5 protein-coding genes are annotated in these 13481 nt (G+C 65.9%); 2 read left to right on the top strand and 3 right to left on the bottom strand.

What is annotated here, in order from left to right:
- Positions 1-127 precede the first annotated feature (127 nt).
- On the top strand, positions 128-487 hold the full coding sequence (locus tag BGE01nite_RS27855; protein ID WP_146856063.1) for a PGPGW domain-containing protein: 360 nt from the start codon (positions 128-130) through the stop codon (positions 485-487).
- Positions 488-991: 504 nt separating this feature from the next.
- Positions 992-1210: a hypothetical protein gene (locus BGE01nite_RS27850; protein WP_146856060.1), complete on the top strand. Its 219-nt coding sequence runs from the start codon at positions 992-994 to the stop codon at positions 1208-1210.
- A 722-nt stretch (positions 1211-1932) separates the two neighbouring features.
- On the opposite strand, the gene BGE01nite_RS29745 is transcribed toward BGE01nite_RS27850, so the two are convergent.
- From BGE01nite_RS29745 to BGE01nite_RS27835, 3 genes are all read right to left on the bottom strand, one after another.
- Positions 1933-6459: an Ig domain-containing protein gene (locus tag BGE01nite_RS29745; RefSeq protein ID WP_146856058.1), complete on the bottom strand. Its 4527-nt coding sequence runs from the start codon at positions 6457-6459 to the stop codon at positions 1933-1935.
- A 420-nt stretch (positions 6460-6879) separates the two neighbouring features.
- Positions 6880-8478, bottom strand: coding sequence for a hypothetical protein (locus BGE01nite_RS27840; RefSeq protein ID WP_146856056.1), 1599 nt, complete (start codon positions 8476-8478; stop codon positions 6880-6882).
- A gap of 306 nt (positions 8479-8784) precedes the next feature.
- Positions 8785-13398: a hypothetical protein gene (locus BGE01nite_RS27835; protein WP_146856054.1), complete on the bottom strand. Its 4614-nt coding sequence runs from the start codon at positions 13396-13398 to the stop codon at positions 8785-8787.
- Positions 13399-13481 lie beyond the last annotated feature (83 nt).

Below are 13481 nucleotides of genomic sequence, written 5' to 3'. Positions count from 1 at the left end.
TGGGGAGGGGAGGGGGTGATCGTGGGGGAACCTGACGTCCGGGGAGGAGGGAGGTCACGAACCTGGGGGGAAGGATGGATGCCTTGTCTGGATCCTCCGCCGCCTTTCCACCTCTGAATGAATTGCCATGCTCAAAACTCATCATCACCACTGGCATGAGTTCCTGCTCAGCAGGCCGGGAAGACGTTTTCAGGATGCGCATGCGCGGCATCTGGCAGACGAGCAGCGCGCGCATGGTCTGCAGCGCTGGCTGCTGGTGGGCCTGGGGATGCTGCTGACGCTGGCGGGCATTGTCCTGCTGGCTTTTCCGGGCCCGGGGCTGCTGGTGGCCTTCTGTGGCATGGGCCTCATCGCGCGCGAGTTCCTGGCTGTGGCACGGCTGATGGACCGGGCGGAGCTGCTGCTGCGCCCTGCCTTTCTGCGTGTCCGGCGCTGGTGGCGGGGGAGACGGCGCGGTCGCGCACGGCGGGATGAGGCGGGGCTTTGAGTTTCAAGTTCAAGGTTTCAGGTTTCTGGTTGGGGTGGATGGGGGTGGACGAGGTTTAGAGAGGACTTCTGGAGGGGGTGTCTTTTGTTGCGCTTTTTGTTATGTGGAAAGATTGGGGTAGAAAGATTTTCTGGATATGTCTGTCTACAAGATGGTTCGGGGCGGACGTGAGTCCTCAGCTCATCACACGGAGTGTGATGGCTGCTCTGCTGGCGCGGGTGCCTGGGGTGTGGCGCTGCGGCCTACATTGAAAAGGTGCGTGAACAATCAGCCGCGAAGGAGGTCTGAATGAAGGGGGTGAAAACCTTTGCTCTAGAGAGGCTGCACGAAGCTATCTGGGGTCTCGCAGGGCCGTATGTGGATGGTCTGAGCGGGACTCAGTTTGTGAACCTCCTAGAGCAACTTTGTTGTCACTTTCTTGTCAGGCACCCATCCACAGGACGACTGCGAGCCGTAGAGCGGTCACCAATCCCCCCCAGTTTTTACCCCCCGCCCATGAGTTCCATGAACGACGACGAATTTCACGCCCTGATGGCGAGATCGCGCCGAAGCATCGAGACCATGACGGAGATGACGCGCCAGACGCGGGATCTTTTGAAGGAAGCTGCCAGACGCCGAGACCTGCTGACGGAGGCCGATGCGCAGCTACGAGAGGCTCAATTGCAGAGCCGTGAGAGGCCTGCGGAGGTGGAGGTGGAGCCAGGGCGCGGACAGGTGAGGTGAGGCAAAGGCGGGCGGGAGTCTGGCCTCTTTGAAGCGCTTTTGGTTATGTCGAAAGATTAGGTAGAAAGATTTTTTAGAGTGTTTCCTTTCTCGGCTGGGTGCCTTCAAATCGAAGATGGGACGTGGGCTCGAAGGGGGCTCAGGTCTGAGGCATCACCTCACCTCGGCGTTCGGGATGCTGCGGACTGAAGTCCGCGCTCCGGGGGCGCTGGGAGGCTCGGCCTCGGTTCATTACGCGGTTCCATTTTCACTTCTCCATTCCTCCATTCTCCATTTCTCCATGGATTGGAGCGCGGGGGATGGAGGAACTGAAAATGGAGGAATGGAGAATGGAAAATAGGGAGGGACGGGGCTTCGTGATCCGCCAGGACTCTATCTTGCTTTTTGTTAGGCTTGGCTCACTGCGGCTGGCTGGCTTCAAGCCGAAGATGGGACGTGGGCTCGAAGGGGCCTCATGTCTGGGGCATCACCTCACCTCGGCGTTCGGGATGCTGCGGACTGAAGTCCGCGCTCCGGGGGCGCTGGGAGGCATGAGCCTTTCGCTCGTCACGCGGTTCCATTTTCAGTTTTCCATTCTCCATCCTCCATTCTCCATTTCTCCATGGTTTGGAGCGCGGGGGATGGAGGAACTGAAAATGGAGGAATGGAGAATGGAAAATGGGGGGGAGGGACGGGGCTTCGTGACCCGTCAGGACTCTATCTTGCTTTTGGTTAGGCTGGGGTCACTGCGGCTGGGTGCGGAGGAACTGGACCTGGCCGGACATGAGGGGGCGGGGAGCGGGACGAAGGGGGGCGGGGGTGAGGAAGTAGCCGATGCCGAGCTGGTGATCAGGGAGGAACATGCCACGGAACTCGATGGCGCGGGCCTCGGTGCTGTCTGGACCACCCGGGGCGGGGACGCGGTAGGTGCTGCGGCCGGTGAAGAGGCCGGTGGGGGCGTAGAGATCGATCCGGACCTGGCCGGGATTGGCGGTGCCGGAGCCGAAGATGGCACGCAACGGCGGGGCGAGGGTGAAGCCGGTGGTCTGCACGGGGGCATAGTCCCAAGGCAGGCCGAGATCGAGCGTGTAGCCACCGGTGAAGGTGTCGGCAGGGAGGCTGGCCGGTGGCCGTGAGGTGAGGAAGGTGAGGAACTCGCCTTCGATTCTCTCCGGCAGGAGGCGGGGGTCCGGCAGGCGGATCATGGTGACGCCGGAGATTTCATTTCCGATGGCGGGGTCGCCGTGGATGGAGGTGGTGGCGCTGTCCGTGGCGAAGAACTGGCACCTGACCTGGGTTTGATCATCCGGCGGGTAGGCCCAACTGGAGGCGGTGATGCCTTTTCCTTCGGGGGACTGGCCGACGAAGGTGAGGCGGTAGTCGGTGCCGAGGGTGAGGGTGCCGAAGCCGCTGCCCAGAGTGCCGCCATGGATCAGGCCGACGGCGTGCCGGCCGCTCTGCGGACAGGGGGCGGGCCAGCCGAGGTGGGGGCGGACGAGGAGCATGGAGCCATGATCGAGCTGGGGTTCATCACGGTCCGGAGCGCGGCTGTAGAGGCGGGGGGCGGCGGTGCCATTCAGGAGAATGCCGAAGACGCGGCCCTGGGCATCCCGGAAGGTCCCGTGGAAGTCTCTGCCCGGGACGTTGTCCTGGAAGATGCCGCGCAGAGGCTGGGTGCGGGTGCCGGTGCGCAGGCTGCCGGTGAAGGCGCCGCCGATCTGGACGGTGAGGGACAGGTGACCACCGAGGAGGGAGAGGCGGTCCGGCTGCAGGATGAGCTCATAGGTGCCGGGGAGGGGCTGGACGGGGGAGGAGACGATGAGGCGGCGGGTGACAAGGGGGCTCTGCAGGGCGCCGACGCTGACTCGGGCGCGGGGGGTGTAGAGGCCGTTCTTCGTGGGAGTGCCGGTGATGGCGCCGGTGGCGGGGTCCACGGTGAGGCCGGGCGGCAGGCCGGTGCAGGAGTAGGCGGGGAGGATGGACTGAGGGAAGTATTGGATGCCGTCCCACACGCAGGTGAGGGTGCCCTGGTAGGGGGTGCCGAGGCTGAGGTGGATGTCTGCAGGCGGATCCCAGGGGGTGCGGACCTGGGGCAGCGAGGCCACCTGGCAGGAGAGCTCGAGGAAGGTCATCTGCTCTGTGCCGGTCTCCGGCATGGCGCGGTAGATGCGCACGCCATAGGCCCCGGGGGAGGAGGGATCTATGCCCACCGTGAAGGTGGGGGAGCTGACCGTGGTCATATCGAAGTAGTTTCCGTCAGGGCCGCGCTTCACCCAGACGACGCGGAGGCCGGGGCCCTGGAGCTGGAGGTTCCAGGTGACACTGGCAGGGGGCACCCGGAAGACCTGATGCGCGGGGGTGGTGAGCTGGAAGTGGGTGACGTAGACCTCGCGGGTGAGGGTTTTTCCCACTTTGTTCGAGAATTCGGCCTGGTAGCGGCCGGCGGTGGCGGGGGTGTGGTCCGGGGAGGTGGCTCCAGGGACGGGGCTGCCATTCCGCAGCCAGCGGCAGGTGAGCGGACCGGTGCCCTCCACGCGGGCGGAGAGGGTCTGGTGGGTGGGGCCGGAGCTGGGCTGGACGGTGACGGCGAGGGCGCGGGGCTCATCCACAGCCCGGGCCACCAGCTGGGTGATGTGAGGGAGGTCCCCGGGGGCGCTGCAGGTGCGGCGGAGGGTGAGGTTATGAAGGTCGGGAGAGGCGGGCTTGTAGGCGACGGTGAACGTGGCGGTGGCACCGGGCTCGACGACGAGGTTGCGGGGGCTGAGATCGAAGTCCGAGCTGCCCTCAGCGGTCCACTGGACATGCACGGGGAGGAGTCCCCTGCCCTTCACGGTGACGCGGTAGAGGGGGGAGATGCCGCCGCTGGCCAGGGTGATCTCCGGGATGATGCCGGGGAAGAAGCGGCGCTCCTCCGTGATGAGGGGGGCGGAGGTGAGGTCCAGCACTGAGATGGTCTGGCCGGTGGGGTTGAGGGGCTGGCGGATGGCGAAGAAGAGCTGCCCGCCGGCGATGAGGAGGTTCCGGCAGTCGGTGCGGAAGAAGTCTGCCGGGATGGTGGTGCGGGTCATGTCCCGCCACTGCCCCCGGAGATGGGCGAAGAGCGTGGGTGCTTCCACGCCGGATTGAAAGGCGACGACGCCGGCGGAGGCGCTCATGCGCACGTCTGCGGTGGCGCCCGGGATGCCGGGGAGGTCATCCTCCTCACTCCAGACGGGAGCGCCGGAGGTGGTGAAGCTGCGCCGGAGGGCGGTGCTGGCACCCTGCGCGGTGCGGCGGAAGACGGCCTGGTCTCCGCTGAGGCTGACATCCGTGGCGTAACCCGTTTTGCGCAGGGTGCGATGCCACATGAGAGTCTCAGCCCGGTCAAAGATCCAGGCGGAGCCACCGGTGCCGGCGGCGAGGTTCGGCGCGCCGACGAGGGCGGCGCCATCCCCCAGGGCCAGGGCATAACCAAAAGCTTCGTCACGCGAGGAGGAGGGCTCGGGCTCGAGGAGACCCACAAAAGGCCAGACAAAGTCGCCGGCCGGAGAGGGCTCGTAGGTCCGCCGGTAAATCCAGACGCGGCGCGTGCCTGGAGAGCCGACCATGAGCTCACCCCCGCGCAGGCCGATGGAATAACCAAAAGAATCATCAAAGGCCGTCGGGCGGATGACGCGGTCCTGCACCCAGGCATCGGCGGCGTCGTCATACTCATAGAGGATGACGGCGGTGGCGGTGGTATAACCCGAAGTGGTTTTTTTGCACGCGCCGACGGCGATGTAGTTCCCTGAAACGGCGACGGCCTGGCCGAAGAGGGCGGGGTCAAGGACCGCTCCGTTCAGCAGCACGGGATCTGGAAGCCGGGAGTGCAGGCGGCGGCTGCCATCTGCCTGATGGCGGTAGACATAGACCTTGCCGATGAGGGTGGCGGTGTCTTTTTCATCCGGCTCACAGGGGCTGCCGATGACGGTCCACGCGCCCTCCGAGGCCATGCTGGTGCCAAAGGTGCCGCGGCGGACGCTGAGGATCTCCGGCGGGACGATCTCAGAGACGTGCTGCCAGTTCGTCCAGTAGGGCCAGGTCTGGCTGACGACGGGCTTGTAGGACTTGATGGTGCCGGGGATGCGGTCGTTGAGGTAATCACTCCCCGGACCGCCGAAGAGCACTTCGTCACCGGCGAGCTGGGTGCTGGGCTGATAGATGCGCAGGTTGGTGATCCTCACGTGGTTTTCAAAGGTCCAGGCGCCACCTTTGAAGACGATGGAGCTGAGGGGAAATTCGCCATTCGAACGGACGATGGAGACGCGGCTGGCGCTGGCGCTCATGGAAAGGATATCGGCGTCCAGACTGATGCGGGTGGAGCCCTGGGGGTAGGTGATCTCGGAGCCGATGACGGTGTGGGTGGTGGCGCCTGAGACATGCAGCCAGGTCCCCGTGAGCTGCATGAATCTTCCAAACCTTTGGTTAGGCCCCACCTGCATGGGGCTGAGCTCGCGGGATTTAGACAACCCCCAGCCGCCGCCATCGAACTTGATCACGCGCCCCTCATCAGGGCGTGCCGCGGCGTCATAACCCGGCGCGCCGACGTAGATGCCGTCATCCCGGAAGGCGACGGAGGAGCCGAGCGCTTCTCCGGCCTGGGGATCGCGTTCCATGAGGTCGCCGATCCGGCTCCAGCCGCTGTCCCGGCGGTAGACGTGCGCCCGGCCCGCGCCTGCCACCAGGCCATTGGCCTCCGAGGGGGAGGTGATGACGACGCGGTCACTGGAGTCGCCGCGGAGGCGGCCGATGGCCAGTGCGTGGCCAAAGCCGCTGTTCAGCGACAGACCTTCCGGGCGGGTGAGGGTGGCCTCAAACTGCCACCGGTCTCCCGCATTTTTCCGGTAGACGAGCACGCGGGCATTGGCGGTGCCCAGATGGGAGGCTACGAGGAGGAGGGAGTCTGACATGGCCAGGCGGCTGCCGAAGCGGTCAGGGGTGCCTGGGAAAGCGACGGGGCTGGTGAGCTGCTGCTTCACGACCCAGGTGCCGGCGGCATCACGTCTCCAGAGGATGACCCGGCCGCCGGTGGTGGGACTGACGAGGGGGCTGCTGATGGCCTCTGGCGCGCCAACGGCGAGCCAGTCTCCAGACGAGGCCATGATGGTGCCATAGCCATCATCGAGAATCACGGTGCCGGTGTGGTCAGAGATGCTGAGGGTCTGGTCGGCGGCCGACAAGGTGGCGGGGAGCAGGGCCAGTGTCGCGGCCAGGGACAGGGTCAGTCCCAGGCGGGAGAGGAGAGCGGTCATAAGCGGGGGGAGCTTAGGGGTAGCTTAAGGGGGGCGGTGGGCGGTGGGCGGTTGGGGTGTCTCCAGCAGATTCAGGGAGGCCAGCAGATGGGATCAATTCTTTAGCCTGTCGGGAAATGAATCTGTGGGCCTGCCTGAATCTGCTGGAGAAAACATTCTTCCACCCCGGTGGAGTCTGCAGGCTGCGGGGAGATGGGGGAATGGAGAATGGAAAACTGAGAATGGAGGAATGGAGGTGGGGAGCGGGGCCGGGAGGGACTGAAAATTGTAAACTGTAAACTGAAAACTGAAAATTGGTTAGGCTTTGGGGAGGGCTGGGGGCTGGGGCTTGCTGGGGGTTTGAGGGATGGGGTGAGGCACCCTGGCCCTTCGCCTGAAGGGCATCCGAAGCCTAACCAACGATGCGACACTCTGTTTAGATCAATTCGTTCCGGTGTCAAAAAGCACGGGGGCGGGGACGATCTGGATATCGCCAGAGACGATGGGGGAGGTGGCGAGAGTGGTGGGAGGCTGGGCGTTGGGATCAGGAAGGGTGGGAAGGAGGAAGTTCCCGGCGCCGAGGTGGTGGTCAGGCAGGAGGATGCCGCGGTAGTTCACTTTGCGGAAGATGCTGCGGGCGCGGTTCCGGGGATCAGGATCCTTAAGGGTGAACTGGCCGGTGAAGAGGCCGGTGGGGGCATAGACGTCCAGCCGGGCCGAGGTGGGGTTTCCAGTGCCGGCGCCGAAGACGGCGCGGAGACGCGGGTTCAGCACGAACATGACGCTGGGGATGTCCGAGGTAAACAGGGCGCTGGAGGCGAGGCTGGCGGAGCCTTGAGGGAACATGGTCTGGGCACGGCCGCGGTCATAACGTGAGCTGAGGAAGGTGTAGGTGGCCTCCATGCCGCCCTCAGGGATGAGGCGGCCTTTCTGCGGGAGATGCACAAGCCGGATGCCATACTGGAGGCCGGGTTCTCCCCGAAGCCGGACCTTGGCGGGGATCATGAGGCCGCCATAGAGGCAGGTGGTGGCGTTGTCGCTGGAGTAGAAATCCGTGGCCACCTCCAGGGGGGTGGATTCCAGGCCGTCATCCATGGGGTAACCCCACTGGGAGGAGGTGATGCTTTTGCCATGCGGGCTCTGGCCCACGAAGGTCCAGCGGTAGTCCGCGCCGATGGTGACAATGCCAAAGGCAGCGCCGGTGGCGGGCGGGTTGGTGTCTGGCAGGAAGGCGACGTTATGCCGGCCGACCTGGGCACAGGGGGGGATGAAACCGACGGACGGACGGACGAGGTGGAGAGAGGTGTCACCTGCGACGATCTCCCCCGTGGCGGCATCCAGGAAATCCAAGCCGAGTTCAGGGTTACTGCTGCGGACCACGACCTTGACGAGGCGGGTGCCTTCCGGCCTGGGGAGGCGGATGAGGACGGGAGCGCCTGCGGCGACGTAGGGGAGCTCTGGATCGTTCGGCTTCAGGACGCCAGCCAGGGGCACACTGCGGGTGCCGAGACGCAGGAGGCCGCTGTAGGCGCCGGAGGGCTGGATGATGATGTTTACATGCCCGCCGAGAGGCGGGAGCTCAAAGTGGCTGTAGGCGTGCTCAAAGATGCCGGGATCCGGGACATACGGGGGCATGAGGGCGATGCGCCGGGTGACGACGGGGCTCTGCAGGCCGCCCACGGAGACGCGGGCTTTGACGTTGAAGTAGCCGACGCTGCGGATGGTGCCGCTGATGGTTCCGGTGGTCTTGTCCAGCTTCAGTTCCGGCGGCAGCCCGATGCAGGAGTAGACGGGGTCCCCTGCCCCGGAGCCTGGCTCCAGCAGGGTGAGCTCGCCTGAAAACTCGTCCCCGACCCGGTGGGTGGCCCAAATGTCCCACGGGGTGCCGATCTGGGGCAGCTCTGCGGCCAGGGCGGTGGTGGTGACGGTGACGGTGATGGCGGTGGTCAGCAGGAGGCTGAGGAGCGCCAGGGGTCGGCTGAGGCGCTGATGCAGAGGCTGACGGAGACGACGGGGTGAGGGCTGGGGCTCTGGAGTCATGTCAGTGGGGGGCGGGGGGGACGGTAGCCGGTAGCCGGTAGCCGGTAGCCGGTAGCCGGTGGCCGGTGGGCGGTGGGCGGTGGGCGGTGGCCGGTAGCCGGTGGCCGTGGGCGGCCTTTTTTCGGGAGAGGGGGAAAACAGGCCTGCCCGGGGGGGATGCAGGCCTGTTTTGGGGGTTTTTTGTTTTTTTCTCTCCCACCGTGACGCAGAGAGAAAAAAAAGGGGTTGGGGGTGGGCAAACGGGGGGGGTGCCGGTGAGCGGTGGACGGTTGGCGGTGGACGGTCAGACTGCCCACAGCCTACTGCCTACGGGCCACCACTGACCGCAGGCACGGGCTCGAGGACGATGGAGCCGCTGGTGATGGGGGAGGTGGTCAGGGTGGTGGGCGGGGCGGCCTCGGGGTCGGGGAGGGCTGGGAGGAGGAAGAAGCCGGGGCCGGACTGCAGCTCAGGGAGGAGGATGCCTTTGACGGTGACCTTGCGGACGAAGGCGGGCTTGCCGCTGACGGGGTTCGGGTCACGGAGGGTGAAGGAGCCGCTGTAGAGGCCGGTGGAGGCGGTGACGGTGAGGGCGATGCCGAGGGGGTTCGTGGCCGGGGTGAAGAGGGTGCGGCCCTGGGCGGTGAGCTGGAAGGGGGTGGGGCTGATGGAGAGATCCAGCGCGTCCAGGCTGACCTGGTGCTGGGTGCCGGGGAGGGCGGCGGCTCCGCCAGGGGCGGGGTAGCGGGAGGTGCGGAGGGTCACGTCCACAGGGGGGATGCCGTCCGGGTAGAGGCGGCCGGGGAGGGGCAGGCGCTCCCAGGTGAGGTTGCGGCTGTGCTCGGTGTTGTCATCGTGCTTCAGGGGCACGGCCCCACGGAGGATGCTGCGGGTTTTGGAGTCGCCCTGGTAGAAGAGGAGCTGGCCGTCCACATACCCCCAGCCGAGCCAGGAGCTGCCGAGGAGGGCGGTGCCATCTGCCAGCTGGCCGACGTAGGTGACGCGGCGGTCCGGGGCCACGGTGAGGGTGCCGAAGCCGTTTCCGGGCGGGCCGCTCATGCCTTCTCCGGCGCGGGAGAGAAGGCCGAAGTTATGCTTGCCGAGGGCGGCGGGGCTGGGCGGGTCGGCGATGAGGGGCTTGATGAACTCGAGGGTGGCGAAGGCCTCGTAGAAATTGATGTCAAACTCGGTGCCTGCGTCCCGGACGATGAGGCCGAGGGTGGGGTAGCCGGCGTCCATGAGGAAGGCCACCTGCTTTTTCCCGCCGCGGGTGACGGGGAAGGCGAAGTCCTTGGACCGGCGGATGAAGATGTCAGGCTCGATCTCAGAGGGGGTCAGGGAACCGGCCAAGGGGGTGCGGGTGAGGCCGATCATGAGGCTGCCACTGTAGGTGCCGGTGGGGGTGAGATCGAGGGTCACGGCACCGCCCTGGGGCAGGTCCGCCGTGGTGGGCAGGAAGGCCCAGTAGGAGCCGGGGTAGAGATCGGGATATTTAGCGACGACGATGCGGGCGGTGGCGGTGGCACTGGTGTGGCCGTCTGCGGTGAGGGTGCCGGTGACGGTGTAGATGCCGGGGGTGGTGGGGGTGCCCTCAATGCCGCCGTCCGGGTTGGCCTTCACGCCGGGAGGCAGGCCGCTGAGGCGGTAGATGGGGCCGGTGGCGTAACGGCCGGTGTAGTAGGCTTCGGTGTAGATGTTTGAGCTGACATTCTGCCCGACGAAGAGGGGGGCGCTCTGGCGGATGAACATCTGCGGCCGGCTGACGATTTCGACGCTGGAGTCCACCTCGGCATACAGCGGCTCTGTGGTGGGGCCGGTGGGGAGGTAGATGGCGGCCCGGAGGCTGGTGAGGGGGCGGCGGAAGTTTTTGAGGGTGAGGTTCGGGGTGTGGCTGCCGGAGACCTCCGGGCCGTCGGTGAGGAGCTCGTATTCCAGCATGTCCTCATCCAGCATGGACCAGCGCACATAGACACCGGGGCCGGTGGCGTGGACGCTGGTGCGGACGGTGCTGCCGGTGAGCACGGCCTGGTAGGTGGGAGACTTCAGCCCGTAGAAGCCGACGGGGATGGTCTCCGTCTGGACGGTGCCCTGGGGATTGGTGATCTGCACCTGGTAGAAGCCTGCATCCTTCACTGGGTAGTAAAAGGCATTGGCACCGGGGAGGGGCTGGCCATTTTTCAGCCAGCGGTAGGTCCAGGGACGGGTGCCGGTGACGGTGGCGTAAATCTCCACGGGGCTGCCCAGGGGGGCAAACACGGGCGCTGGCTCCTGGGTGAACTGGAGGGCGCTGGGCTGGGCATGGACCTGGGTCTGGATGATGAGGATCTGGGGTGCGGCGCCGGGGGTGTCCGGGGTGAAGACGAGGGTGACCTCCTTGGCCCCGGTGCTCTGGGGCAGGAAGGTGAGGTCCAGCACCTTCGACTGACCGGGGGAAAGGAAGACGGGGTTGGTCTTGAGGGTGAACTCACCCGCGGAGTCCGCGATGTTGATGTTCACCTTGGTGGCGACGATGCCCTGATGCTGGAGGGTGACGCTGGCGAACTGGTCCACCCGGATCCCGGGCACGAACTCCCCGGCATCCACCAGCTGGGTGTTCGGGCCGTTGGCGAGGTTGAGGGCATCATAGGTGAGCGTGGGGGGGCGGTTCAGGTCCAGCACGCGGACCTCAGGCTGAAACTCAGCGGGCCGGGTGATGAGCTGCCCGCTCTGAAGGGCGAGGCCGACACGGGCTCCACTGAGGAAGGGAAAGGGCTGGGGCAGCGGCTTCCAGAGGCCGGCGCTGAGTTCAAAGAGCCGGAGGCCGGGGAGGCCCTGCTGGCGGAAGGCGGCGGTGTTTCCGGAGATGACCCCCATGCGGCTGGCCTCCAGGGAGCTGTCTGGGCCGGGCAGGACCTTCCCCACACGCCAGACGCCGCTGATGAGACTGCAGGGCACCGGGCCGGCGGGGCTGCTGACGAGCGCCTGGGTGCCTGAGAGCGCCACGGACGAGCCGAAGCGCGAGGAGAAGCTGATCACCGGGGGCAAGGTGGTGGGGTCCAGGAGGCGGGCGGTCTGCGTCCAGACGGAGTTCTTCTTCTCGTAGACAAAGGCGGCGGCTTTGATGTGGTTCGGGGCACCGATGAGCAGGCGGTCTCCATCCAGGGCCAGGGAGTAGCCGAAAGTCTGGTTTTCCTCGCCGGTCTTTTGCAGAGTAGCCTCCTTGGTCACGGTGCCGCCGGACTCGATGCGGTAGATGTGGACGGAGATGAGGTTGGGGGCGCCGACGACGAGGCGGTTTCCCTGGAGCGCGATGCTGGCCCCGAAGCTCTCCGCAGGGCTGCCTGAGGGCGGGAGGATGATGGCGGCCTGCTGCCAGGTGTCTGAGGTGGGCTGGAACTCATAAACGACGACGGCGAGCGGCAGGCTGACGGCGAGGAAGTTTCCCGAGAGGGAGACGAGATGACCGAAGTTGGCGGTGTCCAGATACGGGACGGAGATGCTGCCCTGCTCCGGAGACTGCACGATGGAGTGGTGCTGGTAGGTGCCCTGGCCGCTGCGGCGGTAGAGGTGGACCACGCCGGGGCGGCGGTTTGCTGAATTAGGGGAGCAGGGGGCGCCGACCGCCAGCCAGGACTCTGAGGAGGAGACGCTGCGGCCGAAATCGGCATCCCGCACGCGCTCGGCCTCCAGGACCCTGAGGGAGTCTACCCTCTCCCACTGCAGGGGCGGGTTGAGGCGGAGGACCTGCACGGTGTCTGGCTGGACGTGGGAGTAGATGCCGGAGCTGGGAGGCCGCTTTTTACCGCTGAGAAGGAGGTCTGGGCCGGCCATCTGCACGGCCACGGGCGGGCCCGCGAGATCGTGCGTGTAGGAGTCCAACTGCGCCTCAAGCCCCCAGCTGGAGGGCAGACGCCGATAGACCTGGACCCAAGGGAAGGAGGGTGAGTGCATGAGGACCATGCGGTCCCCGCTGACATGCCAGAGACCGTCACGCGTGTTGGTCTGAAATTCCGTGGCCAGGGTTTCCGGGCCGCCTGGGACCGGGCTGAGGGTGTATTCCTGGATGCGGCGGTCCGAACCGATGGCGTTCACGGCGACGAAGAGACGGCCCTCGGAAACCTGGAGACCGACGCCGCGGTTATTGACCTTGGGGGTGCCCAGCAGGGTGCGCGTGCCCCAGAATTCCGGGCCTTTTTCAAAGACAAGGACCCCGAAAAAGTCCGGGGCATTGGTGCTGTAGCTGGCGTAGAGGGTGCTGCCGTTCAGGGCCAGGAAAAGGCCGATGCCCCGGAAGTCTGTGCTGGGCTCCGGCTGCACAAGGCGGCTGACCCGCACCCAGCCATGGTGCTGGCGCTGGAAGAGATCCGCGCCGCCTCTCTTCACGCCATTGACCATGGCGTCCGGGGAGCCGACGGCGGCATAGTCGCCTGAGAGGGCCAGGGCGCCGTTCATGGTGAAGCTGTTCGCGGCATCTGAGCCGAGGCTGAGGGTGCCGTCTGCGGTCCAGACGCCGTCACTGAGCTGGTAGACGTAGATGCGGCCGGAGGCGCCTTTATCACCCACGAGGAGGCGGTTGCCATCCATGGCCAGGCGGTCGCCGAAGCGCTGGTCATTGTAAATGGCGCTGGGCCAGGTGAGGACCTGCTTTAACTGCCAGGCTTTGGTGACGGCATCCCGCTTCCAGAGGAGCACGCGGCCGCCTTCATAGAAACTGGGGTCTTCCCCGGGGTGGCGGAAGTGATTGAACCCCTGCCCTGGTGCGCCGACGGCGAGCCAGTCTCCCGAGGAGGCCATGACCTTGCCGTATTCGGCCGGTCCGCCGAGGGTGAAGCCTTTGTAGTCCTGAGGCTTGAGGGTCTGATCGACCGCTCCCACCTGCCCTACGAGCGCGATGAGGGAGGCGATGAACATCCAGGCCCCTAGGACGGAGGCGGCACCGCGTGGTGTTTTTCGGGATTTCATGGGGGTATTTAGCCAAAAAGCATTCACTTCGTCAATACAATGTGAACACGGGATGAATTTTTAGGGGCGATTTAGGGGGTTTC

The organism is Prosthecobacter gellanilyticus, assembly GCF_007992435.1.
Taxonomy (GTDB): Bacteria; Verrucomicrobiota; Verrucomicrobiia; order Verrucomicrobiales; family Verrucomicrobiaceae; genus Prosthecobacter; species Prosthecobacter gellanilyticus.
The sequence above is the reverse complement of the archived record's forward strand: the minus strand, read 5'-3'. Positions and strand labels throughout refer to the sequence as shown.

What these genes read in the sequence shown, in the direction of transcription:
- BGE01nite_RS27855 (WP_146856063.1), top strand. Translation starts at nt 128, where the DNA reads ATGCTCAAAACTCATCATCACCACTGGCATGAGTTCCTGCTCAGCAGG.
- BGE01nite_RS27850 (WP_146856060.1), top strand. Translation starts at nt 992, where the DNA reads ATGAACGACGACGAATTTCACGCCCTGATGGCGAGATCGCGCCGAAGC.
- BGE01nite_RS29745 (WP_146856058.1), bottom strand. Translation starts at nt 6,459, where the DNA reads ATGACCGCTCTCCTCTCCCGCCTGGGACTGACCCTGTCCCTGGCCGCG.
- BGE01nite_RS27840 (WP_146856056.1), bottom strand. Translation starts at nt 8,478, where the DNA reads ATGACTCCAGAGCCCCAGCCCTCACCCCGTCGTCTCCGTCAGCCTCTG.
- BGE01nite_RS27835 (WP_146856054.1), bottom strand. Translation starts at nt 13,398, where the DNA reads ATGAAATCCCGAAAAACACCACGCGGTGCCGCCTCCGTCCTAGGGGCC.